The organism is Sphingomonas sp., assembly GCF_041661885.1.
Lineage (GTDB): Bacteria > Pseudomonadota > Alphaproteobacteria > Sphingomonadales > Sphingomonadaceae > Sphingomonas.
Genome location: NZ_JBAZTL010000002.1, coordinates 254,294 through 279,920 on the forward strand (window position 1 = coordinate 254,294; position 25,627 = coordinate 279,920).

The 25,627-nt window shown below is 64.8% G+C and carries 24 protein-coding genes; 5 read left to right on the forward strand and 19 right to left on the reverse strand.

The window, feature by feature from the left end; all coding sequences use genetic code 11:
• Positions 1–398 precede the first annotated feature (398 nt).
• From WC704_RS05230 to WC704_RS05245, 4 genes are all read left to right on the forward strand, one after another.
• Positions 399–1,004 (forward strand): RNA polymerase sigma factor, encoded by a 606-nt coding sequence (locus tag WC704_RS05230; protein WP_209516576.1) that lies wholly within the window; start codon positions 399–401, stop codon positions 1,002–1,004.
• On the forward strand, positions 1,001–1,993 hold the full coding sequence (locus WC704_RS05235; RefSeq protein WP_209516579.1) for a FecR domain-containing protein: 993 nt from the start codon (positions 1,001–1,003) through the stop codon (positions 1,991–1,993). The genes WC704_RS05230 and WC704_RS05235 overlap by 4 nt, the downstream gene beginning before the upstream one ends.
• 126 nt (positions 1,994–2,119) lie before the next feature.
• Entirely contained in the window at positions 2,120–4,693 is a 2,574-nt protein-coding gene (locus tag WC704_RS05240; protein ID WP_372888911.1) for a TonB-dependent receptor plug domain-containing protein, read from the forward strand.
• Between the two features lie 3 nt (positions 4,694–4,696).
• Positions 4,697–6,760, forward strand: coding sequence for an Atxe2 family lasso peptide isopeptidase (locus WC704_RS05245; protein WP_371421263.1), 2,064 nt, complete (start codon positions 4,697–4,699; stop codon positions 6,758–6,760).
• Here the strand turns inward: WC704_RS05245 and WC704_RS05250 are convergent.
• From WC704_RS05250 to trbB, 14 genes are all read right to left on the reverse strand, one after another.
• Positions 6,666–8,435: an asparagine synthase-related protein gene (locus WC704_RS05250; protein WP_209516588.1), complete on the reverse strand. Its 1,770-nt coding sequence runs from the start codon at positions 8,433–8,435 to the stop codon at positions 6,666–6,668. The genes WC704_RS05245 and WC704_RS05250 overlap by 95 nt on opposite strands.
• Positions 8,436–8,503: 68 nt before the next feature.
• Positions 8,504–9,082 carry a lasso peptide biosynthesis B2 protein gene (locus WC704_RS05255; protein WP_209516591.1) on the reverse strand — a complete coding sequence of 193 codons (579 nt, stop codon included), beginning with the start codon at positions 9,080–9,082 and terminating at the stop codon, positions 8,504–8,506.
• A gap of 108 nt (positions 9,083–9,190) precedes the next feature.
• The gene (locus WC704_RS05260) at positions 9,191–9,325 is read right to left on the reverse strand and encodes a benenodin family lasso peptide (protein WP_209516595.1); all 135 of its coding nucleotides are present in this window, start codon (positions 9,323–9,325) and stop codon (positions 9,191–9,193) included.
• Positions 9,326–9,639: 314 nt separating this feature from the next.
• Entirely contained in the window at positions 9,640–9,864 is a 225-nt protein-coding gene (locus tag WC704_RS05265; protein ID WP_209516598.1) for a DUF2274 domain-containing protein, read from the reverse strand.
• Positions 9,861–11,105 carry a TrbI/VirB10 family protein gene (locus tag WC704_RS05270; RefSeq protein ID WP_209516601.1) on the reverse strand — a complete coding sequence of 415 codons (1,245 nt, stop codon included), beginning with the start codon at positions 11,103–11,105 and terminating at the stop codon, positions 9,861–9,863. Before WC704_RS05270 ends, WC704_RS05265 begins: the two co-directional genes overlap by 4 nt.
• The gene (trbG, locus tag WC704_RS05275) at positions 11,102–12,121 is read right to left on the reverse strand and encodes a P-type conjugative transfer protein TrbG (RefSeq protein WP_209516604.1); all 1,020 of its coding nucleotides are present in this window, start codon (positions 12,119–12,121) and stop codon (positions 11,102–11,104) included. Before trbG ends, WC704_RS05270 begins: the two co-directional genes overlap by 4 nt.
• On the reverse strand, positions 12,118–12,801 hold the full coding sequence (gene trbF / locus WC704_RS05280; protein ID WP_209516606.1) for a conjugal transfer protein TrbF: 684 nt from the start codon (positions 12,799–12,801) through the stop codon (positions 12,118–12,120). Before trbF ends, trbG begins: the two co-directional genes overlap by 4 nt.
• Before the next feature lie 3 nt (positions 12,802–12,804).
• Positions 12,805–14,106, reverse strand: coding sequence for a P-type conjugative transfer protein TrbL (trbL, locus tag WC704_RS05285; protein WP_209516608.1), 1,302 nt, complete (start codon positions 14,104–14,106; stop codon positions 12,805–12,807).
• Positions 14,103–14,345 (reverse strand): putative entry exclusion protein TrbK-alt, encoded by a 243-nt coding sequence (gene trbK-alt, locus WC704_RS05290; RefSeq protein WP_209516611.1) that lies wholly within the window; start codon positions 14,343–14,345, stop codon positions 14,103–14,105. The genes trbL and trbK-alt overlap by 4 nt, the downstream gene beginning before the upstream one ends.
• Before the next feature lies 1 nt (position 14,346).
• On the reverse strand, positions 14,347–15,069 hold the full coding sequence (gene trbJ / locus WC704_RS05295) for a P-type conjugative transfer protein TrbJ (protein WP_209516614.1): 723 nt from the start codon (positions 15,067–15,069) through the stop codon (positions 14,347–14,349).
• Positions 15,066–17,531, reverse strand: coding sequence for a conjugal transfer protein TrbE (gene trbE / locus WC704_RS05300; RefSeq protein ID WP_209516616.1), 2,466 nt, complete (start codon positions 17,529–17,531; stop codon positions 15,066–15,068). The genes trbJ and trbE overlap by 4 nt, the downstream gene beginning before the upstream one ends.
• Positions 17,528–17,800: a VirB3 family type IV secretion system protein gene (locus tag WC704_RS05305; RefSeq protein WP_209516619.1), complete on the reverse strand. Its 273-nt coding sequence runs from the start codon at positions 17,798–17,800 to the stop codon at positions 17,528–17,530. The genes trbE and WC704_RS05305 overlap by 4 nt, the downstream gene beginning before the upstream one ends.
• Positions 17,800–18,135: a TrbC/VirB2 family protein gene (locus WC704_RS05310; protein WP_209516622.1), complete on the reverse strand. Its 336-nt coding sequence runs from the start codon at positions 18,133–18,135 to the stop codon at positions 17,800–17,802. The genes WC704_RS05305 and WC704_RS05310 overlap by 1 nt, the downstream gene beginning before the upstream one ends.
• The gene (gene trbB, locus WC704_RS05315) at positions 18,132–19,118 is read right to left on the reverse strand and encodes a P-type conjugative transfer ATPase TrbB (RefSeq protein ID WP_209516625.1); all 987 of its coding nucleotides are present in this window, start codon (positions 19,116–19,118) and stop codon (positions 18,132–18,134) included. The genes WC704_RS05310 and trbB overlap by 4 nt, the downstream gene beginning before the upstream one ends.
• Before the next feature lie 208 nt (positions 19,119–19,326).
• Here trbB and WC704_RS05320 point away from each other — a divergent pair, with 208 nt between their 5' ends.
• Positions 19,327–19,983, forward strand: a complete 657-nt coding sequence (locus WC704_RS05320) for a hypothetical protein (RefSeq protein WP_371421261.1) — start codon at positions 19,327–19,329, stop codon at positions 19,981–19,983.
• A gap of 48 nt (positions 19,984–20,031) precedes the next feature.
• On the opposite strand, the gene WC704_RS05325 is transcribed toward WC704_RS05320, so the two are convergent.
• The 5 genes from WC704_RS05325 to WC704_RS05345 form a co-directional block, all read right to left on the reverse strand.
• Positions 20,032–20,463, reverse strand: coding sequence for a ribbon-helix-helix protein, CopG family (locus WC704_RS05325; protein WP_209516632.1), 432 nt, complete (start codon positions 20,461–20,463; stop codon positions 20,032–20,034).
• Positions 20,460–22,505: a conjugal transfer protein TraG gene (locus WC704_RS05330; RefSeq protein WP_209516635.1), complete on the reverse strand. Its 2,046-nt coding sequence runs from the start codon at positions 22,503–22,505 to the stop codon at positions 20,460–20,462. The genes WC704_RS05325 and WC704_RS05330 overlap by 4 nt, the downstream gene beginning before the upstream one ends.
• A 34-nt stretch (positions 22,506–22,539) precedes the next feature.
• Positions 22,540–24,285 carry a DUF3363 domain-containing protein gene (locus WC704_RS05335; protein ID WP_209516638.1) on the reverse strand — a complete coding sequence of 582 codons (1,746 nt, stop codon included), beginning with the start codon at positions 24,283–24,285 and terminating at the stop codon, positions 22,540–22,542.
• Between the two features lie 244 nt (positions 24,286–24,529).
• On the reverse strand, positions 24,530–25,243 hold the full coding sequence (locus WC704_RS05340) for a lytic transglycosylase domain-containing protein (RefSeq protein ID WP_209516760.1): 714 nt from the start codon (positions 25,241–25,243) through the stop codon (positions 24,530–24,532).
• A gap of 48 nt (positions 25,244–25,291) precedes the next feature.
• Positions 25,292–25,627 carry a DUF736 family protein gene (locus WC704_RS05345; protein WP_209516641.1) on the reverse strand — a complete coding sequence of 112 codons (336 nt, stop codon included), beginning with the start codon at positions 25,625–25,627 and terminating at the stop codon, positions 25,292–25,294.

The following is a 25,627-nucleotide window of genomic DNA, read 5'->3' on the forward strand; positions in this document are numbered from 1 at the left end:
GAACGCAACGGAGGGCGGCACACCCATCAGGTGTCTTTTTTGCGAGTGTCCGCTTCTGAGCATCGCGCATTGGTTCATAATCGTCGGGAAGTGGGTCGACTGCCGACCGTCACCGTCGAGTAGCGCCGCTGGCGGTCGAATGCTTCAAATCAGCACCTCAGGATCCGCCCTCCCCTTGTCATCGCTTGCCGTTACGGCCATGATTCGACCTGCGCGGTGATTATCTGGCAGCCGCGCGATCGGAATGATCCGCCAGGCATTATGAGCGCCGGTCCATGAGGGACAGGCGGCCGTACCGGACAAGGGCAAGCCGTCAGGCAGCCTGACGGCGGCGTAGCGCTGGAAAACGCGTCGGGCTGGCTTGCCAGTGCGATTGCGATGCCGCGCGAGGTTGATGCGTGTCGTCCTCTTCGAACCCGCCTTTCCCGCTTGGCCGACCACCGCTGTCGGTCTCGTCCGGCTGTCACAATAGCCCCTCGCCGGTCATTCTGCTCGAGGCAGATCCGCTCCCGGCGCCGACGCTCGAAGATGCCTATCGGACCGAACGGCGCGACCTGATGGCCTATCTCGGCCGGCGCGCCGGGCACGATCAGGCGCAGGACCTGGTGCAGGAAGTGTTCGCACGAGCGGCCGGAAGCCCACAGGTGGCGAGCCTCGCCAATCCCGCGGGCTTTCTGCGTCGGATCGCGCGTAACTTGCTGATCGACCGCGCGCGCTGGCGCGAGAAGAACAATGTCATGCTGTTCCCGATCGATCAGCATCGCGACATTCCGACCGCACCACAGCAGGAATGGGGATTGGAGGCCGAGGATCTGCACGGGGTTTATGAGAAGGCGGTCGACACGCTGCCCGAGAAGACACGGCGCGTGTTCCTGATGCACCGCATCGACGAATTGAGCTATCGCGAGATCCATGAGCAACTGGGGATCAGTGTCGCGACCGTGGAATATCATATGATGAAGGCACTCGCCCACATCGCGCGCGCGGTGGACAGCTCCCGATGAACGACAATGAATATGGTGATTTCGGCGCTCGCGATGCGATCGAGGAACAGGCGATCTCGTGGTTCATCCGATTGCGCCGCCAGGATGATGCGTCGCTTAAACATGAGTTCGACGCATGGATTGCCGCGTCTCCGGCCCATGCCGAAGCGTATCGGCGGGTCGAGCGGAATTTCGCCAACGCCGGGATTGTCAGGAATTCTCGCCACATGCCGCGCTGGCGGCGCGCGGCGCCAAACAGGTGGGCACTCGCCGCTGCCGTTGCCGCGGCAGCCGCAATAGCCGGGGTCGCGCTGCGACCAGATTTGGTCGGTATTGGACCACCCGGCACGAAAGTCATGGCGGGCACGCCTTTGGCAACCCGTCATGGGGAGATCCATACATACCGCCTGTCGGACGGTTCCGATGTCACGCTGGATTCGGACAGTCGCGTCGAGGTGGCAATGTCCGAGGTCGAGCGCCGGGTAAAACTGCGCAAGGGCAATGCCCGCTTCGCGGTGGCGACCGATCCCAGGCCATTCGTCGTCGAGGCCGGTGCCGGCGCGATCCGCGCCAATCAGGCCGTCTTCGACGTCAGTTCCTCCCCGCAACGGGTGATCCAGGTGCGGCTGTTGTCGGGAACCGCCGATATCCGGTCCAATCTGCAACCGGCCGTCTTCACGGTCACGACGAAACCACTTCTGACCGGCGCGCCGGTTCGATATTCCGCCACGGACTATGGCCCGGAAACCGTCTCCGATAGCAGCATCGACCGGAAAGACTGGCCGAGCGGCTGGGTCGAGTATCGATCGATCGCGCTGCGAGACCTGGTGGCGGAGGCCAACCGCTATGCCGGTCGCCCGATCCTCATCGATGGCGATGATGTCGGCGACCTGACCGTATCCGGCCGCTTCAAGCTGACCGACACCGCATCGTTTGTCTCCCGCATTGCCGAATTGTTCGACCTCAAGATTGAGCGCCGTCCGGACGGAATTCACCTCAGGCGCAAATAATTTTGCCGGGGCGACTAAGGTCGCCCCTTCTTCCTCGTCAGCAGCACCCCATGAGCGAGCCAGCCAGGCCCGCCGTTGAACGACATTGGGGGCAAGATGGTGGGGAAGCGGAATCTCGGGGCGTCCATGGTGCTGGCATGCGCGGTGGTCGCCGTGGCACCATCGCCAGCTTGGGCACAGGATCGTGAGGTCTATCAATTCGACCTGCCGGCGCAGGATCTGGGCGATGCGCTGCGGGCCGTCGCGGCAAGAGCAGGCTGGGAACTCTATGCATCCGCGGACGACATCAACGGCATCGCCGCACCGCGTTTGCGAGGGGCGCTGACCGCGCGCCAGGCCATCGAACAACTCCTCGCCCGCACCAACCTCTCGGCGCACTTCGCGAAGGGAGCGGTCATCATCCGGGGGCGATCATCCGTGGCGACGACAAGCAGCCCGGACAACGTCCAAGCCGACATCGTGGTGACCGGCACGCACATTCGCCATAGCCAGCCTACGACACCGGTGATCAGCGCCTCGCGCGAAGACATCGAGAGGAGCGGTCTCTCGAATCTCGGCGATTATATCCGCGATTTGCCGCAGAACTTCGGCGGGGGCCAGAATCCGGGGATCGCCGGCGGCGGCTCGCAGGGCGGCAACGAGAATCTGGGATCGACCTCCGCGCTCAACCTGCGCGGGCTGGGCCCTGATGCGACCCTGACGCTGATCAATGGCCACCGCGTCGCTTATGACGGCGCGGTCCAGGGCGTCGATATTTCCGCGATACCGCTCGCCGCGCTCGATCGTATCGAGATCGTCGCGGATGGCTCGTCGGCGCTTTATGGTTCTGACGCGGTCGGCGGTGTCGCCAACGTCCTTCTGCGCAAGGACTATACTGGCCTATGGACGTCGGCCCGGATCGCCGGAACGACCGATGGCGGCGATTTCCAGCAGGAATATAACGCCGTCACCGGCGGCAAATGGCAGGGCGGCGGCGTCATGGTCGCCGGCGACTATAATCGCTCCAGCGCGCTTCTGGCGCGCGACCGCTCCTATACGCAGACGATCGACGGCTCGACCAGCCTCATTCCGGCCCAGCGCCAGATCAGCGGAGTGCTGAGCGGCCATCAGGATGTGTCGTCGCGGCTCAGCTTCAATCTCGATGCGCAATATAGCCGGCGCAACAGCGACACGGCCTTGCCCACCACAGCGACCTCGGATGTTCGGATCAACGGGTCGCTCTATCAGCAGCGGGTGACGAGCTGGTCGATCACGTCTTCGGCGAAACTCGACCTCGCCGGCGACTGGCGTGTCGAACTCTCCGGCACGGCGGGCCGGAGCAAAACCGGCGTGACGTCCCAAGGCTATACCGTTGGCGCCCTGTCCTCGACGACCGGGGGCTTCTACGACAATCGCCTGCGCGCGGTCGAGCTTCGGGGCGACGGCTCGCTCCTGACCCTGCCGGGCGGCAATCTCGGGATTGCAGTCGGCGCAGGATATCGCGGCTTCTCGCTTCGCGCCAAATCCTTCATCAACGCGGCCGGGACGAGCACGACGCTGCTCAACATCGATCACACCGAGAATGTATCCTTTGCCTATGGCGAACTCTCGTTGCCGGTCTTCGGCCAAGGCAACCACCAGCCGTTCGCCGATCTGCTCCAGTTCTCCGCTGCCGTGCGCTACGAGCGCTATCAGGGCCTCGCCGACGTCGCCTCGCCCAAGCTGGGAATGATCTATCGGCCGATCCCCTCGATTACGATCAAGGGCGGCTGGGGCAAATCGTTCAAGGCGCCGACCTTCTACCAGCGCTACAAGGTATATCAGGCGATCCTGCTGCCCGCCGGGGCTTTGGGCGGGACCGGTGCCATAGCCGCCAGTCCGGTTCTTTATCTCGCCGGCGGCAATCCGGACCTGAAGCCCGAGCGCTCCACCAACTGGAATATCTCGGTCGCCTATGCGCCGCCCTCGATTCCGGCACTCAAGCTGGAGGCCAATTACTTCAACATCCGCTATCGCAACCGCGTTGTGAACCCGATCACGTCGGTCCTCGGGCTCTTCACCAACCCGATCTACAGCAGCCTGATCACGGTGAATCCAAGCCCGGCGCTGCTCGATCAACTGATTGCCCCGGCCGTCGGCGCTTTTGGGCTTCAGAACGTCACGGGCCAACCCTACGACCCGTCCAGGGTCTATGCGGTTGTGGACGCGCGGTCGCAGAATACTGCCTATCAGACGATCGAGGGCGTCGACCTTTCCGGCCAGTATCGGTTCGATCTGGGCGATGGCGATCGCATCCTGATCAATGCCGCTGGCAGCTATCTCGACAGCAACCGGCGCCTCATCGCTGGCCAGCCGACCACGCCGGCCTCTGGTGTCATCTTCATGCCGCCGCACTGGCGTGCGCGGGGCGGTGTCACCTGGGACACGGACTCGACGTCGCTGTCCGCCTTCGTGAACTATGTCGGCGGGGTCGAAGACCAGCGGGCGCTGCCCTTCACGCATATTGGCTCCTTCACCTCCGTCGATCTCGCACTGCGCTTCGCTCCGCCGGGCAGATTAGGCTTCATGCGCAACCTCGAATTCACGATCGCCGCGACGAACCTCCTGAATGAGAAACCCGCGGCGATCCGGCAGTCGACGGTTATCGACCCGACCTATGATTCAACCAACTATTCCGCGGTCGGCCGGGCTTTGTCCCTCACTGTCGCCAAGCGCTGGTGAGCCATGCGCAATCTTCGCATTGCCCTCGCACTGGCAGGCCTTGCCGCACCTATCGCGTCTGCGCACGCAACGGATGCGTGCCAAGATCTCGACTGGCGCCGTGCACAGCAATCCATCGTCAAGCGCGCCCTGACGGCCGAAGACCTCGTCCGGCTTCGCGATATCGGCCAGGCCGGCGACATGGAACCGGCCGAGCACGTCATGACGCTGTCGCCCGACGAACGATGGGTCGCGTTCCAGATTCGTCAGGCTGACCCCGTCGCCAATCGTTATTGCCTGGCGATGGTCGTTCAGCCGCTTGACGGTGGCGAGGCGCGGTTCGTCGATGAGGGCGGCGATTTCATGCTCGCGCCCGACGGTGTGCCGACGGTCCCCGCAACCGCCATCGGCACGGCCAGAACGATCACGCCGCGCTGGTTCCCGGATGGACGCGCCATCGCCTTCCTCAAGCGGACCAAGGGTGGCGATCGCGTCTGGCGCACGGATATCGCAGGCGCACGCAGCGCGCCGGTCACGCCCGAAGGGCTCGATGTCGCGGATTTCCGCATCATCGACAATGCGAGGATTGTCGTTCGGTTCGTGACGCTTCCGCCTGCCGTGACGACCGAGTTCGATGCGGAAAGCCGCACCGGCTATCATTATGACGAGCGCTTCGTGCCCATGCGCGCCAGCGTGCCGATCCTTGGCAAGACCGAGGCCCACTTTGCGGTGTTCGACAGTGCAACAGGACGGCAGAGCGAGGCAGGCAAGTCGGATATTGCGCTGTTTGATGCACGCGTAGGCAGTGTCTCAACCGGGGAACCCTGCACACCGTTCCGGTCGCCTGCGGGCCAAGGATTCATCGCGCCTACCCGGATCGAGCTGCGCTGCGGTGGTGCATCGCCGCTCCTGTGCGATGCAACAGCATGTCAGGATAGCTATGGTCCACTCTGGCTTTCGGGCAAGCGCGTGCGGTTCATTCGACGCGAAGGCTGGGCGCATATGACCACAGCTATCTATGAGTGGTGGCCGGGAACCGCTCACGTTCGCCGCCTCTATTCGACCGGCGACGCCCTGATCGATTGTCAGCCACGCCAGACGCAGGACCTGATCTGTCTGCGCGAGACGTCCCTACGCCCGCGGTATCTGGTCGCCATCGACCTTGCGCGGGGCCGAGTGCGCGAAATCGCCGACCCGAATCCCGAATTCGCCCAGCTCACTTTGGGCGCAGTCGAGCGGATCAAGCTCACCAGCAGCCTCGGTATCCCAGCCTATGTCGATACGGTCCTGCCGACCGACTACCAGCCCGGCCAGCGTTATCCGCTTATCGTCGTCCAATATCAGTCACGCGGATTCCTGCGCGGCGGGGTGGGTGATGAATTCCCGATCCAGCTCTTCGCGAACAACGGCTTTGCGGTACTCAGCCTTCAACGCCCGGCCCCGGCCGGGGCCGTCGCCGACGCGACCGACCCCATCGACATCGATCGCCGCAATCTCATCGGCTTCGCCGATCGCCGCAACGTGCTCTCCGTTATCGATAAAGGAATCGATGCACTGATTGCGCGCGGGGTCGTCGAACCCAGTGCGATCGGCATTACCGGGCTGAGCGACGGCTCCTCGACCGTGCAATATGCGGCGGTCAACAGCAGCCGGTTTTCGGCGGGTATCCTGAGCGGCTGTTGTTGGGAGCCCCAGCAGAGCGGCTGGGTCGGTCCCGCTTACACCGCCCGCTTCGCCGCGATCGGCTGGCCAGGCGTCTCGACAGAGGTGCCGGCCTTCTGGCGGCAGATGTCGCTCATCCAGAACGCGCACCGCGTGCATATGCCGCTATTATTCGAGGCGGCGGATGACGAATTGCGCGCGGCAGTCGACAGCGTCACGGCCCTTCGCGAGGCCGGCAAGCCCGCCGACCTTTTCGTATTTCCGGGCGAGTTCCACCTCAAATGGCAACCCGCGCACCGGCTTGCCGCGTATCAGCGTGGTCTCGACTGGTTCATGTTCTGGTTACGGGACAAGCGACCGGAGGATCCGCGGCGCGAGGCTGAGGTGAAGCGATGGGCGGCGATGAAATCGGGGGCCACGCGCTGAACATGGCCTTCGATCGGTTCGCCACTGACAGCCAATGGTGTGCCCAAGCCTCGGCATCGAGAAGTTGGAGCAGGCGGGCATAATTGTGGCCCCGCATCAGGGCACTTTCCGTCAATGCTTGCTCCAGAGAATCGCGGTCGACCAGATGCTCGCGGACCAATCGGCCATCCAGCAGGATCTCACGAATGGCCTCGCGATGGATTTGCATGATCTGCGATGCAAAACCATCTGGGCCGCCCTTGAGACGCCTATGCAGCACTGAGGCGGGAATGACGTCCATGAACGCGCGCCTTGCGCGGGCCCGATCGACGCCGCCTTCACAGGCCACCCAGCTTGGCGTGGCAAGCGCCAGTTCGAGGATAGGCTGCGACATCAACGGGTGTACGGACGCAAATGGCCAGCGGCGGTCGTGGCATTCCAGATAGGCATGCGCGCGAAGGATCATCGCGACGTGCGCGTGCTTGCCGGGAAGGCAGTCTTGCGGCGCCTCCAGCCATGGGTGATCGAATGGACGCGCATTGAGGCGCGCGGTGATTTCAGGTGTCAGCAATCGCCGATCGGTTGGCCATCGGTACTTCGGGCCGGGTCGCCGCGGCACGCGAGCAGCCTCTCGCAGCACCGTTGTCGTCCTGGCGCCGGTCAGCTTGCAGATATCCTGAAGGGTCGAGAAAAGCCCGCTAGTCAGCCCGTCGGTCATCAGGCGGTCGACCAGAGGCCGAGCCGACTGGGTTAGTTGAAATATATTGTCCCCGCCTACGCCCGAAAAGAATGCCGCCGCGCCTTGTCGGCGCACGCTCTCGATCACGACGGCGTCATAGGCTTGCAGTTGCGCCATGCCGCCTGGAAAAGGGCGATGTGCAAGGCTCGGACGAGCAATGTCGATCGCCTCTAATGCGTAGCGGGCGCGCTCGAGCGGAATGTCGAGCACGCTGCAAAGAGCTTCCGCATACGGTGTTTCATCGCCCTGCGCGTCCCCGGTCGAGATCGTCAGCGCCGTCACCTCTTCCCGGTCAAGGCCGCAGGCGACGATCGACGAGTCGAGTCCGCCGGAAACGCCGGCAACGATGCGGCCATGGCGAATCTGCCAGGCCCGCATGCACTGCGTCGCGACATATCGCAGGGCGTCCGGCCCTCTGTCGGGCGCGGCGATATGCGTCCAGGGAGACCACAACAGGCTGGTGCCCTGCTTATCAGGCGGCAACGAAACCGCCGTACCGGGAATAATTTGCCGAAGCCCGGCGAGCGCGGTGGATTCGCCCGGGAACCCGTTGGTGTAGAAGAACCACGCGATCTCATCCCAGTCGATCACAGGCGAGTAGCACCCCGCCTCCGCCAGGAGCGGCGCGTCAGATGCCACATACCAGCCATCGTCGCGCTCGACATAATAGGCCGGAAGCGCGCCCGATGGGTCGCGCAAGACCTGGATATGCCGATCCTCCTGGGACATAGCGACATAGCCACCCCAATAGTTTCGCAAGAGCCCGGCAAAGTCGCCGGCAGAGGCGGCCACCCGGCCGCCCGAAAGTGCCGCAACGTCCGCTACATCATCACGCGCGAAGAGATCGCCGACAACGATACCGCGCCCGCCGTCGAGCCGAGCCCAATGATCCGGCTCGCTGAGATAAAGACAATATCGGGAAGTCCGTACCGCCGCGACCAGTCCAGCGGTCGCCATGATAGCGTCCAGAGAGGCCGGGCAGACTTGCCCGGCCCTCGCGACAACAAGGAGGTATCTCAGTCCCATTAGACGACGTGGATAGGCGTGAACAGGCGGACGCGCTCAAGGCTGTCGTTATCGACACGTGCTCCGGACTGCACCCAGCAATGCGCGCCGAATGGATTGATCTTGACCCCGATCACTAGCGACGGCCGGTGGCCGTAGCGGAGCGCCAGACGCCGAAACGCCAGCGATCGTGGGAGACATTCGTTCGCCTCGCCGAACAAACTCGCGATACGCTCGAAGGCTCTGCGCAACCGTCCAAGATCCTGTTCATTGGCATCCTGGTGATCGCTGGGCCGTCGTGCTGCTTCGTCAGTAAGAAGGCGGCGAAGGGAGATACTCCGAACCTGCCAGGTAGCGACACCCTGCGCGGCCAGTGCTACAACCGTAGAGCTGGCCTGCCTCGCGGGCATTATCTCGTGAGTAGGGAGAGGAAGGATCTCGCGCGGTTGATGCGTCCCCGTTCCCGGCTGGATCACCCGCAATGCGATCAGCCGATCAACGTCGGTTTGGGGAATCGCCTGTTCGCCAGCCATGAACGCCACGAACGGACCGCAAAGTTGCGCAGGCAGCGTCGAATAGCGACGCGAATCCAGATCCATGAAGATCGGGCGCCCGTCGCACAGGCAGTATGAGAGTCCCTCGCGGATTCCTAAGGACATAATGCCTCGGCGAAGCGCGCGCGGCCAAGCCACGCGCGCCCGTTGCCGTCAGTCGTTGGAGATGCCGAACGGCTGCTGCAGCGACGTCAGGCTATCGGCGACGATGCCGACCGGCCCCTTGGTCTCGACGACGACGTCGCCGAGGTCGATGAGTTCCTCGCTCACTTCATTGCGCTGTGTCATGATGACGTCCTTCCGAATACGCGACTCGATTGCCGCTTTGGAAGGCTATGAACGGCGCACCGCGCCGACTATTTTATAATCCAATTATAATCGCTTGGGCGCTCATCCGCGCGATCATTATCTGCAAAATGGTCCTGGGTGACCGAGCAGTGAGAACGTGCATTGGGGCACGCACTGGCACCTTTAGCTTTGGGCCTGGACATACGCACCAGTCGCCCGGTCGCGCCGTTTTGGACGTAGCCCGCAGACCGGATTCCATGTGTTAAGAGTGCCTTGCCGCTTCAAGGGGCCGAATGTGTCATTTGCGCGAAAGATCAAGCCTGGCCGCGCTTGCGCCTGACGAATCCACGATCCGCGTCCATAAAACGCTCCAGCATAGGGGGCACAAGCCGCTCGATCGCAAGTGGCCGGTCCAGCCCGGTTTCGCGGGCATGCTCCTGGGCATAGCGAAGCAGTTCACGATGGACGGCTCCCGGAAGCTCGATCGTCAGTTTGACGGGTCTGTCATCCTCGATGCGTCCCAGCCGCAGCTTGGTCATTGCCTGCCTCCCACGTCTTCGAGGACAAGGTCGCGCGTCACGATCACGCGCAATGGAAAACCGGCGCGGATTGTGAGGGTCGGTGGAACACCGACCTCGCGCTGGACGAGTTGCCGCCCGGTCTGATTGATCGTGTCCTGCGTCCCGTAGCGAAGCGCGCGCGTCAGCTCGTCGTCGCTATCGGTCGCGAACTCGCTCCCGACCCCCAGCAATGTCGAGATGAGCGCCGCGCGCAGCATGTTGCCCCAATGGTAGTTCGTCCGGTCCTGCAAACCGGCCATACCAGCGGTGTCGGCACCGGGCTGGCGATCGAGCAGGATCGAGCGGCCATCGGGAAGGATCAGGCGATCCCAAGCAAGCAGCACACGGTTCTGCCCGGCCGACACCTCACTGCTATATTCGCCGATCAGTCGCGATCCCTGCGGGATAAGCAGGATGCGGCCGGTTGGGCTGTCAAAGACATTCTGGGTCACTTGCGCGGTAATCTGGCCGGGAAGATCGGACCGGATGCCGGTGATCAGTGCAGCCGGGATGATGCTGCCGGCTTGTAGGACATTGGGTGAAACAGGCGCCGACAAACGCTCGGCGCTTACGCTCACGCGGTTCGGCGACGCCGCAAGAAACGCCCGGTTACCGGCTTGCCCGGTGGTGGGCGGCGTATCTCCCGACGTGGCCAGGCCGACCGAGCCGGTGAGAGCCGCTGGCTGGACGGCTGCTGCGGATGTGGCTGGACCGGCTACAGCGCTGGCATTCTGTCCAGCGAGAAAGAGCGTGCTGGTGCGTGCTGAATCTCGTTCCTGCATTAGATGCTGGCGGGCCTGTTCGGCAGCGACGGCGCGAGGGTCGGAGCCACCGGCGCCCATCGGCGGAGCTGAGACTGGCTGGCCGTTGGTCTGCGCGTTCAGGATGGGTCTGCCGAGGTCGCCCGGAAGAGGTTGGCCGAGTTTCGGCGCGCTGGAATAATCGGCCGGTGCACCGGTGACTGCGGCAGCCTTGGCGCTGTGCTCGTTGCTGTAGAGGTTTGGTGGCAGCGAGGCGGGCTTCTGGTGCTGCAACGCATAGATGAGCGACCCGCCGATCCCCATGCCGGCGGCTGCGCCGATCACGGCCAGCGTCTTTCGGGATAACCGTGTCACGCGCGGCGTCGGGCCGCGCAGCTGAAATGCCTCCATATTGGATGTATCGTCGCGCTCGGGAGAGGCGGGCTGCTCCGGGGGGGTCTTGTCCTGCCCGTCGGTCATGATTGCCTCCGGCGGCGTGTATCATCGCGCGTGATCCGGACGCGCTGAATCCGCTTCCTGGCACCCAGCCGCAGTTCGGCGGCGCCGAACAGGCGATCGACCACCAGATAGCGGCCTTGCACCCGGAAATTGACCAGCTCGTCCTTGCCGTCGGCACCGACGACGAACAGCGGCGGCATCTCCGTCGTGGCGATCCCTTCCGGAAATTCCACATAGGTCTGGCGGCCGTCATCGAATGCCCGAACCGGGCGCCAGGCTGGCGTGTCGCCTTCTATGCGATAGCGAAAGTTCAGCGCGGCGGGGTCGATGCCAGTGGCGACCGGTGCGACGCGCTCGCTCTCGGCCCGGGCGGTGCGCAACGCGACAAGCATGTCCTGCGGATAGGTCCAGGAGATCGCCGCCATATAGACCCCGGATGTGGCCCTCAATTCGAGATGATAGGTCCGCCGGTCGGTATTGATGACGAGATTCGTGACCAGATCGGCGCGGGTGGGCTTCGCGAGGATATGGACCTGCCTCGCCGAGTCGCTGCCGCTCACCGTATCGCCGATGATCCATCGCACGGTATCGCCGGCTGCGACTGGCCCAGGGCCAACCAGTTGCTCGCCCGGCTGGAGTGCGATGTCAGTGACGCGACCGGGAGCGGTGTAGATCTGGTAGAGCGCGCCGTCCGCATAGGGAAATTGCTGGATCGCGTTCAGCCAGGCGCTTCGGTCGGGTTCGACCCGCGCGGCGGCGTTGGCGCGACCGACCCGATCCTTCGGGTCGCCGGGCGGAGCGGGCTGCGCTGCAGGCGGATCGATCGGCTTCAGCTGGCCGGGCAACGGGAGCGGCGTCGGGATCGCGACGATCTGAATCCTGGGCGATGGCTGGTCCGATGGCGTCGGCGATGCCGGCGAGGATGTCGACGGCGCGCTCTGTGCGAGCGATGATGTCGAGGCCGCCGTGGCGAGAATGGCGGCAAGCAGGGAAAGGGGAGCTGAGCGGGCGCGGCCAGGCGGATGAAACGGTGTCATTGGCTGAGTTCCTTTGACCAGTTGAGGGCGTCGACGAAGAGGCCGAGGGGATTCTTGCGAAGCTCATCGGGCGTGCGGGGCGTGTGGATCGTTACGGTCATGATCGCCGACCAGCGTGTGGTCGAAGCGAGGGAGCCGTCTTGATAGCGGCGCTCGGTCCAGTTGACCTGGAAGCTGTCGGGCGAGGCGCGAATGACGCTCGCTACGTCCACAGCCACCTGCACCTTGCCGACCTGGGGAAATGGATCGTTGTTACGGGCATAATCGTTGAGCGCGAGGGCACCCCGATCGCTTGCGAAGTCGTAGGCCCGCAGCCAGTTCTGGCGCAGCACGATCGGATCGGCCGGGATTGAGCGCACATTTTCGATGAAGCGCGCCAGATGGAACGCTACCTGGGGATCGCTCGGCCGGTAATCGGCGCTCGCCGGCGCTACCGCCTGTGCTTCGCCTAGCTTGTCGACTTCGATCACCCAGGGCACGATCGTTCCACGTGCCGATTGCCAGACCAAGCCACCGGCAAGCCCGGCGGACAGCGCCAGGCAACCGAAAAAGGCCAGGCGCCAGTTCTTCGCCTGTACGCGCGCGGAGCCGATCCGGTCATCCCAGATCTGTTGCGCGCGCTGATAGGGCGTAACGGGCTCGGGCGTCTTCCCGTAACGGGTCGAGGGTCGTCGGAACATGGCTCAGCTCCTGTCGGAAACGTCGGGGCCGGCACCACCACCATGGCTGTCGCCGGACTTGAGGGTTTGGGAGGCAATGGTCGCGCCGTGGCTGATCGCTTGCCGCCGCTTCATCGCCTTTGCCCAGGACGGTGCGCCATCGGTGCCGCCAGCACTGGCGCCTGCACCCTGGGGTGCACCGGCAGTCGCAGAGCCGCCAGCCTCGCCGCTGGCGAAGCTCGATCGCATCGCGCCGGCCGCCCGACGTAGCGGTGAGATCGCGGCGCCGCCTGCGTTCCTGCCCACATTGGCAAGGCCGCTGGCAACAGCAGCGCCGCCACTCTTGCCGGCGGCACCGGCCCGATAGGCGGCGGATGCGGCGCCGGCCGTGCGGGCGCCGCCCATGGCAGCCCCGCCGATTGCGCCAGCGGCCGCCCCCCCGGCAATACCGACGACCGCAGCACCCCCCGCAATGGTCGCGCCGGCGGCGAGTGCGGTTCCGGCCGCCGCACCAGCGCCGAGTTGGGGGCCGCCGCTGACGATGCCGTTGGCGATACCAGGTCCGAAGATGCCAAGGCCGAGAAGCGTGAGCGCTGCGAGCGCGATCGACATCGCTTGCTCGATCGTCGGCTCGGTGCCGAGCCCGGCATTGGTGAACTGGTTGAACAGCGTCGTGCCGATACCGGTGATGACCGCGAGGGTCATGAGCTTGATGCCGGACGAGATGATGTGCCCCAGCACGCGTTCGGCCATGAACGCGGTACGGCCGAAGAAGGCGAAGGGCAGCAGCACGAAGCCGGCGAGCGTCACCAGCTTGAACTCGATGATGGTGATGAAGACCTGGATCGCGAGTACGAAAAAGGCGAGCACGACGATCACCCAGGCGAGCAGCAGGATCAGGATCTGGGCGAAATTGGTGAACAGCCCGATCGGGCCAAGCAGATCAGCCGTGGCGTCGAGCAACGGCTTGGCCGCATCGAGCCCCGTCGCGGCGACCGTGCCGGGCTTGAGAAAATCGCCGATTGACATTGGGCTGCCGGCCGCCTTGAGACCAAGGCCGGCGAAGCTCTGGAACAGGATGTTGGCGAGGTTCGAGAAGTTGCCGATGATATAGGCGAAGACCCCGATATAGAGCGTCTTCTTGACCAAGCGCTGGAGCACGTCTTCGTCCGCACCCCATGCCCAGAACAATGCTGCGATCGTCACGTCGATCGCGATCAGGGTGGAGGACAGGAATCCGACCTCGCCGCCGAGCAGGCCGAAGCCGCTGTCGATATAGCTGGTGAAGACCGACAGGAAGGTGTCGATCACCCCTGTATCGTTCATCGGTTCTCTCCGGTGAAGAAATGGCGCCGACGCGCCTCCCAGGCGGCATCGCAACCGCTATCGGGCATGGTAATGCTGCGGCATCGGTCAGGGATCGCATCAGCCGGCATGGCGTTTACCGCCCGCCTGGCGACATGCGGAGGGGCGCCCGATGGAGGCCGCAGCGCCGATGCGACAGCTAGGGCGAGCATGATCCCGCCTAGCCCCACGCCGAACATTATCTTGCGCCCCGGCTTCATGTCAGTTGCCGCGAAACCGCCGGAAACGCTCGCGCCCCTCGGCCTCGGTGGCGGCGTTGTTCGCTGCCTGTAGCGCTTGAGCCCGCCCTTGAGCGGCGATCGCCGCAGTCAGGTCAGCAAGTTGCTGCGACTGAAGCGCGAGAAGCTGATTGCCAGCCTGCGAGGCCTGGAGCGCGCCGCTTGCCGACTGGCTGGCCGATACCAGCGTGTCGATCGATGCCTTTGCCCCGTCGATGTTGCCGACCACACCGGCCTGGACCCGCAGCGCATCTTCGAGCGCACCGACGCTGTCCTGCCAGCGATCATTGGCATTGGACACCATCTGGGACTGCGACGCGGTCAGATTGGCGCCATTGTAGCGCTGGGTGAACGCGCTCTGGATGTCCTGCACACTATAGGCGATGCGCTGGGCCTGGGTGAGAAGCTGACGGGTCTGCTGAATCTGGGATTGCAGCGTCGAGAGGGTCGATACCGGCAGGCTCGTGAGGTTCTTCGCCTCGTTGATCAGAGACTGCGCCTGGTTCTCGATCTGCCGGATCTGGTTGTTGATCTGCTGGAGGCTACGCGCCGCGGTCAGCACATTCTGGGCGTAGTTGGTCGGATCATAGACGATCCCACCGAAGCCGAACTGGGCGTGGGCCGGCAGACTGAACGATAGCGCGCTGGCGGAAGCAAAGACGAGCGCGACGATCCTCAGGCGTCGGGGCGTGCGAAAGATGGTCATGGGTAATTCTCCTCGTGTTGGGGGTGGTCGGATGCCGTGTCCGGGATCTCGGCAAGGAGCCGTGCGGCCCACTCGAGCCCGCGATGCTGGAGCCAGGCGCGGGCGAAGCCGGCATGGCCGTGCTCGGCGACCAGCTCGGCGATACGCCGCTGATCCGATTTGGAAGAGGCAGCGGCGAATGCGAGAGCGATCTCGCCGAGTCCCAGATCGAACAACCGGTTGCCGCGACGCGACTGGCAATAATAATCGCGCTTGGGCGTGGCGCGTCCGAGGATCTCGATCTGTCGGGCATTGAGCCCGAAGCGCTCGTAGATCCGGGCGATCTGGGGCTCCGCAGCGCGCTCGTTGGGCAGGAATATGCGCGTCGGGCAGCTCTCGATGATCGCCGGGGCGATGCTGCTCGTCTCGATGTCGGCGAGGCTCTGGGTCGCAAAGACCACGCTTGCATTCTTCTTGCGCAGTGTCTTCAGCCACTCGCGCAGTTGGGCAGCGAACGCCGGGCTATCGAGCACCAGCCAGCCCTCGTCGATGATGATCATCGTCGGCCGGCCATCAAGGCGGCCTTCGATGCGATGGAAGAGATAGGCGAGCACCGCCGCGGCCGATGCCGCGCCGACCAGCCCTTCAGTCTCGAAAGCCTGGACCGTGGCGGCCCCCAGATGCTCGGACTCGGCGTCGAGCAGCCGGCCCCAAGGCCCTCCGACACAATAGGGTGCCAGCGCCTGCTTCAGGTCGTTCGACTGGAGCAGGACCGCAAGGCCGGTCAGTGTCCGTTCGGCCGTCGGCGCTGTCGCGAGCGACGTCAGCGTCGACCAGAGATGCTCCTTGACCTGGGGATCGATGCGGATGCCTTCGCCGGCGAGGATCGCTGCAAGCCACTCCGCGGCCCACGCGCGTTCGCCGGCTTCGTCGATGCGGGCAAGCGGCTGAAGGGCGACCGGTGCCTGTGCCTCGCTGTCGCCAAGGGCGTCGCCAAGATCCTGCCAGTCCCCGCCCATGGCGATGGTCGAGGCGCGGATCGAGCCCCCGAAGTCGAACGCGAAGATCTGATTGTCGGGGTAGCGCCGAAACTGAAGCGCCATCAGCGCCAGCAATACCGATTTTCCGGCGCCGGTTGGCCCGACAATCAGCGTGTGGCCGACATCGCCGACATGAAGGGAAAACCGGAACGGGGTCGAGCCTTCGGTCCGTGCATGGAGCAAGGGGGGCATACCGAAATGCTCGTCCCGTTCCGGCCCCGCCCATACAGCTGACAGGGGGATCAGGTGGGCGAGATTGAGGGTCGAGATCGGGGGCTGGCGGACATTGGCGTAGACCTGCCCTGGCAAGCTGCCGAGCCAGGCTTCGACCGCATTCAGCCCCTCGGCCATGCAGGTGAAATCGCGGCCCTGGATGACCTTCTCGACTTGCCGCAGCTTTTCCGCCGCGAGCGCGGGGTCGCGGTCCCAGACGGTCATGGTGGCCGTCACATAGGCGATGCCGGCCTGGTCGGCGCCCAGCTCCTGAAGCGCGAGATCTGCATCGGCCGCCTTGTTTGCGGCGTCGCTGTCGGTGAGGACCGACGCTTCGTTGGTCATCACCTCCTTGAGGATGGCCGCGACCGACTTGCGCTTGGCGAACCACTGCCGCCGGATCTTGCCGAGCAGCTTGGTCGCATCGGTCTTGTCGAGCATGATTGCCCGGGTCGACCAGCGGTAGGAAAAGGCCTGGCGGTTGAGCTCGTCTAGAAGGCCCGGAAAGGTTTCGGTCGGGAAGCCGGTGATCGTGAGCGTGCGCAGGTGGTGCGCGCCAAGCTTCGGCTCGAGGCCGCCGGTCAGCGGCTCGTCGGTGAGCAGCGCGTCGAGGTGCATCGGTGTTTCCGGCACGCGAACGCGCTGGCGCCGGGTCGAGACCGTGCTGTGCAGATAGGTCAGTGTAGCGGCATCATCGAGCCAGCCGATCTCGGGCATGAATCCTTCGACCAGGTGCAGCAGGCGGTCGGTTCGATCGTCGAACGCGCGCAGCAATTCCTTCGGATCGATGCCGGTGCTGGAGCGGCCCTCATAGAGCCAATTCTCGGCGCGCGCCGCATCCTCAGCAGGCGGCATCCACAGCAGCGTCAGATAATAGCGGCTCTCGAAATGCGCGCCCTCCTCGCGGAACTGCTCCTGCCGTTCGAGATCGACCAGCTCCGATGTCGGATCGGGAAAGTCGCCGCCGGGATAGTCAAGCGCCGGCGTTCGCTGCGCCTCGACGAAAATCGCCCAGCCCGTGCCGAGCCGCCGCAGCGCGTTGTTGAGGCGGGCAGTCACCGCGACCAGCTCGGCCGGCGTCGCGCTGTCGAGGTCGGGGCCGCGGAAATGCGCGGTGCGCTGGAAGCTGCCGTCCTTGTTGAGGATAATCCCCGGCGCGACAAGGGCTGCCCAGGGAAGGAAATCCGCAAGGCAGGCGGCGTGGCTGCGATATTCGCGCAAGCTCATCATGGCCGCACCCAGGTCGGATACCGCAGATGGCGGCGAGCGACATCGACGAAGCGCGGATCGCGCCGCGCCGCCCATACGCCGAGCGCGTGACCGATGGCCCAGATCGCGAGCCCTGCGAACCAAAGCCGCAGTCCGAGGCCGATCGCGCCGGCAAGCGTCCCGTTCAGGATCGCCACCGCGCGCGGCGCCCCGCCCAGCAAAATCGGCTCGCTCAGCGCGCGGTGAACCGGGGCGTAATAGCCCGGCACGATGTCGCCGCTGCCCTCCATCAGATCAGCGCTCCGCCGCTGAACGAGAAGAAGGAGAGGAAGAAGGACGAGGCCGCAAACGCGATCGACAGGCCGAACACGATCTGGATCAGCCGGCGGAAGCCGCCCGAGGTCTCGCCGAAGGCAAGGCTCAGGCCCGTCACGATGATGATAATCACCGCGATGATCTTGGCGACCGGCCCCTCGATCGATTCAAGGATCGAGTTGAGCGGCGATTCCCACGGCATCGAGGAACCCGAAGCATAAGCCGGGCTCGTCCACAGCGGGGCGCAAAGCGCCAGGCCGATTCCCAAATGACGGGCGCGCACGAGGCGACGCCGAAGAACAGCGATCATGAAACGTCTCCTTCTTGAAAGGCGGGAAGCAAAGTCAGGCGGTAATCGCCGGTCGCCGGGTCGATCCCGTCGACGCGCGCCAGTTCGGCGAGACGGCGACCGGAGCCATCACGAACCAGGACCGCGACGAGGTTGATCGTCTCAGCGATAAGCGCGCGGGGCACCGTCACCACCGCCTCCTGGATAAGCTGTTCCATGCGCCGGAGCGTTCCGATCGCGCTGCCGGCATGGATCGTGCCCACACCGCCGGGATGGCCGGTGCCCCAGGCCTTCAGGAGATCGAGCGCCTCGGCACCACGCACCTCGCCGATCGGAATGCGGTCAGGACGCAGGCGGAGACTGGAGCGGACCAGATCGGACAGCGAGGCGACGCCATCCCTGGTGCGCATCGCGACAAGATTGGGTGCCGCGCATTGCAGCTCTCGCGTGTCCTCGATCAGCACGACGCGATCGCCGGTCTTGGCGACCTCAGCGAGCAGCGCGTTGGTGAGCGTGGTCTTGCCGGTACCGGTGCCGCCCGCGACCAGGATATTCGCGCGATCGGCGACGGCCTTGCGCAAGACCGCGGCCTGCAGCCGGGACATTATCTGGTTGCGCGCATAGTCCTCCAGACTGAACACAGCGACAGCGGGCTTGCGAATGGCAAAGGCCGGCGCCGTCACCACCGGAGGCAACAGCCCCTCAAACCGTTCACCTGTCTCGGGCAGTTCGGCCGACACGCGCGGCGATCGGGAATGAACCTCGACACCGACATGGTGGGCGACAAGCCGGATAATGCGCTCACCGTCGGCGGGCGCGAGACGTTCGGCAGTATCGGTGATACCCTGGCCCAGGCGATCAACCCAGAGGCGGCCGTCGGGATTGAGCATCACCTCGATGACGTCAGGCTCGGCGAGCCAGGCGGAGATCGACGCACCCATCGCCGTGCGCAGCATACGCGCGCCGCGCAAGGTAGCTTCCGATCGGACTGGCTCCGCGCCCATCTTGATCCCCGTTCCGGCGCAGGCACGATGCCGTTGGCGCGATGGGGATGATTAAGAGACGCAGGAAAAGTCGAAGTTCAACAGATATTTAGCGGCGTAGCAGCGTGGCGAAGTAATACAGGGGATGGCGTAGGCGCCTGCTTCAACGGTGATTGCGTCAACCCCTTCCGCGCGGCAATGACAATGGATTGTTGAAGGGGAGTTTGTCGTGTCGAATCGAGTTCGCGACTTGTCGGCCAAGCGCCTTCAGAGTTTGATGCTGGACGACATCGTGTATTGCCATCTCTCCTCGCGACAGCCGGAGAGGACCAAGGACTTTCGAGTGACGTCGTGTCTCGAAGGGATTGAGCACGAGATGCGACAGTCCCGCGGCATCCAGCTCACGTCCAATTATGCTCCACTCCTGGCAGGCTTCGCCATTTTGGACCAAATCGGCTCCTGTTATCGCGACAAGAGCAAACCGCACCACCCTATCGGCGGAGCGTCAATTCATCGGGCGCTCTATTATTTCATGAGTCTCGCACCGATGAGCGATGAGGTGAAGGCACTCTACGCGCTCCGCAACGGACTGGTTCATGACGCATCGTTGACCAGTCGTACCAAGTCTGGCGACTGGTATATTTTCCGATATGACAGAGAGATGGCAGCCTCGATCAAGCTCGCCAAGCGACCCTGGGATGGTTCATCGGGCGACCTCGGCGACGATACTCTCACCCTGGTCAATCCGCGCTATTTCACCGACCAGATATCGCTTGCGCTGTCCAAACTTCGCGAGTGCTATATTGATCGGCGGTCCGACTTGGACGTCCTGATGTCCGCCACCGATATCTTGCACAAATATCTGTTCTGGACGCCGATATCTTGAGCTCGCCCGGGAGCCTCGGTAACGCCAGATCGGCCGTTCTGATTCGAGTCAGATACCGTCACCGTTTGAACGGGCTACATCCACTGACAGCTCGGTCTTCAGGCGCGGGCCATTCTCCATTCGTCGGTTGAGCGATTCCACGAACCGTTCCCACCGCTCCCTGCCCATCGCCTGGGCGGCTTTCATCGCCGTATCAGGCAACGGTGCCGTGCTCGTCAGCCAGAAGCGAATGAACAGCGCCAACGTCTCGTTCGACAGCTCCACATGCCATTCCAGTCTCTCGAGTTGCCGGGTCAGTCGATCGAGCCGGCGGCTGACCGCGGCTTCGAGCCGGTCGGCGCCATCGGGCGAGAGGAATGATTGCAATGCGGCCTCGATGATCGCGGTCTGCGAGGCCCGGCGAGATCGCGCATGATCGGCAAGCTGTCGCGTCAGATCCGCCGGAAGCCGGACGGTATATTTGACCCGCGGCCCGCTCATAGCTCGATACCATCATTGGGATCGAGCGACGCCCGCCTGGCGTTGCCTGCCGCGAGGCGGTCCGCGGCGCGACGAGCCTGCGCCGCATCCTCTTGCGCCGCGTCGCCATCGAAATCGAACTCACCTTCGGGGGCTTTAGGTGTTGGCGCGATGTCCTCATGGACGCCAAGCTCCGGCTCCCGCCTGATGCCGGCATTGGCATTGTCGGTGATCGTGTCGGTGGGTTTTGTGGCCCCGTCCGAAGCAGAAGCTTCCGTTCCCGGAGGGGACGGCTGCTGCGGCGCCGGCTCGGGGGCTGGCGGTGCGGCAACGGGCACCATGTCGGACCAGTCGTCGCGCGCGCGATATTTCGGCACGATGGCCTGTGGTGCTGGTGGAGGCAATAGCCGCTCGCAAAACCGTGGATCAAGATAGTAGCGCGCCTTGGTTCCCCGAATGGGCGCCACGCCCGACACCATGACGATTTCCTGATCGCTAGGGAGCTGCATGACCTCGCCGGGCGTGAGCAAAGGCCGCGCGGTCTCGGTACGCGACACCATCAGATGTCCGAGCCACGGCGAAAGCCGATGGCCAGCATAGTTCTTCATCGCGCGCATCTCGGTCGCGGTGCCGAGCGCGTCGGAGATCCGCTTGGCGGTGCGCTCATCGTTGGTCGCAAAGCTCACCCGGACATGGCAATTGTCGAGGATCGCGTTGTTCTGCCCATAGGCCTTCTCGATCTGGTTGAGGCTCTGCGCGATCAGGAAAGCCTTCAGCCCATAGCCCGCCATGAAGGCGAGCGCGCTCTCGAAGAAGTCGAGCCGGCCGAGCGCCGGAAACTCGTCGAGCATCAGCAGCACCCGGTGCCTATTGCCTTTCGGATGAAGTTCCTCTGTCAGGCGTCGGCCGATCTGATTGAGGACCAGACGGATGAGCGGCTTGGTCCGGCTAATGTCGGAGGGCGGTACGACCAGATAGAGCGTCACGGCCTGCGGGCCGCTGACCAGGTCGGAGATCCGCCAGTCGCAAGCCCTCGTCACCCGCGCCACGACCGGATCGCGGTAGAGTCCGAGGAAGGACATTGCGGTCGATAGCACGCCCGAGCGTTCGTTCTCCGACTTGTTGAGCAGCTCGCGCGCGGCCGAAGCGACCACCGGATGCACGCCGGCTTCGCCCAGATGCGGTGTGGTCATCATGGCGCGCAACGTCGTCTCGATCGGCCGCCGGGGATCGGAAAGGAAGGAAGCGACCCCGGCCAACGTCTTGTCGGCCTCGGCGTAAAGGACATGGAGAATCGCACCGACCAACAATGCGTGGCTGGTTTTCTCCCAGTGGTTACGCTTCTCGAGGCTGCCTTCCGGGTCGACCAATACGTCGGCGACGTTCTGCACGTCGCGCACCTCCCACTCGCCGCGCCGGACCTCGAGCAGCGGGTTGTAGGCCGCCGACGCCGGATTGGTCGGATCGAACAGCAGCACCCTGCCGTGGCGAGCACGGAAGCCGGCGGTGAGCTGCCAATTCTCCCCCTTGATGTCATGGACGATGCAGCTTTCCGGCCAAGCGAGCAACGTGGGCACGACGAGCCCCACACCCTTGCCCGATCGCGTCGGCGCGAAGCACAGCACATGCTCGGGCCCGTCGTGACGGAGGTAATGTGGTCCTAGAAGACCCAGCACCGCTCCGCGATCGCCAAGCAGTCCGGCACGATTAGCCTCGGCCGCTGTTGCCCATCGTGCCGAGCCATAGGTCTCGGCCTTCTTCGCCTCGCGGGCGCGCCACACCGACATGGCGATCGCCACGATGATCGCAAGGATGCCGCCCGAGGCGGCGATGAACGCCCCGCGCACGAAGATCTTCGGCGCATAGGCGTCATAGGCGAACCACCACCAGAAGAAGGCGGGTGGCGGATAAACGGGGATGCCGGCAAGCACGAACCAGGGCGGCCCGAGTTCGGGCTGGTAGGCAAGCGCGTGGGCGGTCCATTGGGTGGCGCCCCAGACCGTGCCGAGCACGATCGTGATGACGGTCAGGACCTGGCCCCAGAGTATCTTGGTAGCGTTCATGCGGTGATCTCCGGTTCGGATTGATGGGTGGGCGTCACAGGCCAAGCCCCCTGCCGCGGCCGAGCGACCAGTCGATGCCGCCGCCGGGTCCCATGGTGCCGGCGATGTGTTGGCCAAGATGCGAATCGAGCGCCGGTCGCCAGGGCACGAGCTGGAAGCCCAAGCCATCGTCGATCATGGCGAAGCGGCCGGACGAGAGCGTCACGCGCTCGCGATAGATGCCGCTCACATAGTCGCCGGCTGCGGACGGACGGTGCGCAAGGCCGGTGCGGGCGGCGATCGCTTCGGTCGCGGCCTCAAGTTCCCGCGTCCTGAGGGTGTCGATCAGGTCGCGGGCGAACAGGAAGCCCTGTCCTTGCCGGCGCGCGAGGCCAGCGCCTTCGAGATGTCGCGATCGGGCCTCCATCGCGTCGCGGATCTCGATCCCGAACCCGTTGTCGATCGCGACCGGATCGCGCGCGATCAACTGGCGATCGAGCCAGGTTGCGCCCTGTGCCTCGACCTGTGCGGTCAATGGCAGATCCGACCGTGTCGCCAGCGAGAGACGATGACGCCCGCGCGCGTCCTGCCACGACCGGAGTTCGACGATGGCGCCTGGCCGGGCGTCGCCGGTCATGTCGATATCGTCGAAGGTCAGGTGATGCAGTCGGCCGTCGGCACCGTCGATCACGGCATAGGCGGTGCCGGCGAGTTCATCGTGCAGACCGCGCTCAACCAGCCGCCCGATGATCGGTTCGGGGGGCGCATCGCGATGGAGCGCGAACGCGCCAGGATCCGGCGCGCGGCCTTCGCCCGCCATGGCGCGGTGCATGGTCTTGATGATGTCGGTGCGGATCGAAAGGTCACGTAGGACCTGCTCGGCGTCCGGTCGGATCGCCCATACCCCCGGCCCTTGTTGATCGGCCAGTCCGAGCCTCTCGAGCTTGGCGGCCCGCCCGACCAGCAGCCGGCGCATTTGGGGATCGTCGCCGGTATCGGGACGGAGGTCGATGGTGCCCGTCAGTTCGTCGGCGAGGCGCTGGAGAGATCGATCCAGGCTGGTCCAGCGTTCGGCCTCAACCTCCCGTTCGATTGCCTGATGGATATCCCGCTCGTTGCGCGGCCCCAGCTCGATCGTGGCCCGCTCCTCGGCGCGGGCACGCATGCCTTCCCGGATATAGTCGCGGTCGATAACAAGGTCCGATCCGTCGCTGGCGACACCGCGCACGAGGACATGGACATGGGGGTTGTCGGTGTTCCAGTGATCGACGGCGACCCAATCAAGCTCGGTGCCGAGATCACGCGCGACATCGGCCATCAGCTCGCGGGTGAAGGTCCTGAGGTCGGCGAGGTCGCCGGCATCCTCGGGGCTGACGATGAAGCGGAAATGGTGCCGGTCATCCTCGCAGCGTCCGGCAAAGCTATCGCCATCGGCATGGTCCGAGCGCACGTCGAACAGGTCGGCATCGCGCCCGTCGCGTGTGACGCCATCGCGCTTCAGATAGGCGACATGCCGGGCGAGCGGTGCTGCGCGAAACCGTGCGCCCGTGTGACGAACGACCCGTGCCTTGATGACGACGCGACGGTTGGTGACGCTGCCCGTCGTGCGCAGCCGGGCAATGCGGCCGCGTCCTCGACTGCCGGTGCCTCGGCCTCTCGACGGTCCTCGCCGGGCGTGACCTGCCCTGGCCGCGGCCCGCCGCACCTGTGCGGCGAGGCTTTGCGCCCGACGCCCGGATGCCTGTCCGGCATCCCCGCTCCTTCCCGGCCGGATCGTGAAATCGTTGTCGTCGGAGGTCACCGCCGGCCTCCCATGGCCGATGCCAGACGGCGACGCATTGAAAAGACGGGATAAAGTGAAAATCGTGCCAGACGGCCTTCCCGCGAGCCAGACGAAAAAACCTTTATCTCACAACCACATGCGCCCCACAGGCTGGCGCGCCTTTTATCTCGCCATCGATTTTTGCCTTCGGAATCAATCGCCTGCTCCCTATGCTGCACTACGCCGCCACGTCCCATCTCGCGCGAAAAGACGCTGTGGACGTTCATTGTTCGCTCCGACCGGAAAGCGGGATGAAGAGGGAGCCTGCTGAAGGGATGGAGGGGGTGCGAGCGCTGGACGGGGGCGCGGTTTCGCCGCTGCCAGGTTGGGCGCCGAAGGAGGGCGCTGCAGAGACGGAAGTCCGGTCGTTGCGCGCAACGAAGATGACGGAGGTGCGCCAAGTAGGGGCGATCGGAAGAGCGCGTACGGTCGATGCAGCGAGCGATGCGGTGTCCGATGCGCCCAGCGATGGGGTGATGCGCGCGACGTAGGAAAGCGTTTCCGCCGGAAGCGTTTTCGTCCCCGACCGCCATTGGTCGACGCGGCCCGGTCCCGCGTTATAGGCGGCCAGCGCGGTCGGCAGATCGCCGTAGCGATCGAGCATCTCGCGAAGATAGGCCGCGCCGGCCAGGATGTTCGCATGGACATCGAAGGGGTCTGCAGCGAGACCATAGCGCGCCGTGAGGCTGCGCCAGGTCGCCGGCATAAGCTGCATCAGACCCATCGCACCGGCTGCGGAGATCGCGCGCGGGTTGCCGCCGCTTTCGGCGCGCATCACCGCCCAGATCGAGGCTTCGGATAGGCCGAAGCGCCGCGCCGCTTCGGCAACGATGGCGACGTAGGACGGCGCGTCTGCGGCTGCCGATGGTCCGGTCCTTGCCATGACTCCTGCCGGGACAAACGCAGTAGCGGCGCAGGCAAGGAGCATCGGCAGCATCGAGCGGAGCAAGCACGCACGCCGACGCCCGCGTACCGGAGTCATCGCTCACTGCTCCCGCGCGCGGCGCGGCACGCGTGACCAGAGCAGAAGATACTGATCCTCCCCGTCGCGAGACGGGAGCAGATTCGCGCGCAGTGGTTGGGCAAGGCTCGGGCAGTCGATCTGCACGGTGATGAAGCTGCCGCCGCCCTCGCGCGGGTGTGTCCAGCCCGAACCGACCTCCAGCGCCGGTTCGTCGCCATCAAGATGAACACGCCAGTCAGGGGCTTTGTCGCTTGCACGTTCGGCGATGGGAACAAGCCGGAGCGGCACGTCGAGAAGCGCGGTCTGGAGCCGGCCGACATAGACGTCGCCGACACGGTGAAAGCGGCCAATCTGCAT

What these genes read in the sequence shown, in the direction of transcription:
- WC704_RS05235 (WP_209516579.1), top strand. Translation starts at nt 1,001, where the DNA reads ATGAACGACAATGAATATGGTGATTTCGGCGCTCGCGATGCGATCGAG.
- WC704_RS05240 (WP_372888911.1), top strand. Translation starts at nt 2,120, where the DNA reads ATGGTGCTGGCATGCGCGGTGGTCGCCGTGGCACCATCGCCAGCTTGG.
- WC704_RS05245 (WP_371421263.1), top strand. Translation starts at nt 4,697, where the DNA reads ATGCGCAATCTTCGCATTGCCCTCGCACTGGCAGGCCTTGCCGCACCT.
- WC704_RS05250 (WP_209516588.1), bottom strand. Translation starts at nt 8,435, where the DNA reads ATGGCGACCGCTGGACTGGTCGCGGCGGTACGGACTTCCCGATATTGT.
- WC704_RS05255 (WP_209516591.1), bottom strand. Translation starts at nt 9,082, where the DNA reads ATGGATCTGGATTCGCGTCGCTATTCGACGCTGCCTGCGCAACTTTGC.
- WC704_RS05260 (WP_209516595.1), bottom strand. Translation starts at nt 9,325, where the DNA reads ATGACACAGCGCAATGAAGTGAGCGAGGAACTCATCGACCTCGGCGAC.
- WC704_RS05265 (WP_209516598.1), bottom strand. Translation starts at nt 9,864, where the DNA reads ATGACCAAGCTGCGGCTGGGACGCATCGAGGATGACAGACCCGTCAAA.
- WC704_RS05270 (WP_209516601.1), bottom strand. Translation starts at nt 11,105, where the DNA reads ATGACCGACGGGCAGGACAAGACCCCCCCGGAGCAGCCCGCCTCTCCC.
- trbG (WP_209516604.1), bottom strand. Translation starts at nt 12,121, where the DNA reads ATGACACCGTTTCATCCGCCTGGCCGCGCCCGCTCAGCTCCCCTTTCC.
- trbF (WP_209516606.1), bottom strand. Translation starts at nt 12,801, where the DNA reads ATGTTCCGACGACCCTCGACCCGTTACGGGAAGACGCCCGAGCCCGTT.
- trbL (WP_209516608.1), bottom strand. Translation starts at nt 14,106, where the DNA reads ATGAACGATACAGGGGTGATCGACACCTTCCTGTCGGTCTTCACCAGC.
- trbK-alt (WP_209516611.1), bottom strand. Translation starts at nt 14,345, where the DNA reads ATGAAGCCGGGGCGCAAGATAATGTTCGGCGTGGGGCTAGGCGGGATC.
- trbJ (WP_209516614.1), bottom strand. Translation starts at nt 15,069, where the DNA reads ATGACCATCTTTCGCACGCCCCGACGCCTGAGGATCGTCGCGCTCGTC.
- trbE (WP_209516616.1), bottom strand. Translation starts at nt 17,531, where the DNA reads ATGATGAGCTTGCGCGAATATCGCAGCCACGCCGCCTGCCTTGCGGAT.
- WC704_RS05305 (WP_209516619.1), bottom strand. Translation starts at nt 17,800, where the DNA reads ATGGAGGGCAGCGGCGACATCGTGCCGGGCTATTACGCCCCGGTTCAC.
- WC704_RS05310 (WP_209516622.1), bottom strand. Translation starts at nt 18,135, where the DNA reads ATGATCGCTGTTCTTCGGCGTCGCCTCGTGCGCGCCCGTCATTTGGGA.
- trbB (WP_209516625.1), bottom strand. Translation starts at nt 19,118, where the DNA reads ATGGGCGCGGAGCCAGTCCGATCGGAAGCTACCTTGCGCGGCGCGCGT.
- WC704_RS05325 (WP_209516632.1), bottom strand. Translation starts at nt 20,463, where the DNA reads ATGAGCGGGCCGCGGGTCAAATATACCGTCCGGCTTCCGGCGGATCTG.
- WC704_RS05330 (WP_209516635.1), bottom strand. Translation starts at nt 22,505, where the DNA reads ATGAACGCTACCAAGATACTCTGGGGCCAGGTCCTGACCGTCATCACG.
- WC704_RS05340 (WP_209516760.1), bottom strand. Translation starts at nt 25,243, where the DNA reads ATGCTGCCGATGCTCCTTGCCTGCGCCGCTACTGCGTTTGTCCCGGCA.
- WC704_RS05345 (WP_209516641.1), bottom strand. Translation starts at nt 25,627, where the DNA reads ATGCAGATTGGCCGCTTTCACCGTGTCGGCGACGTCTATGTCGGCCGG.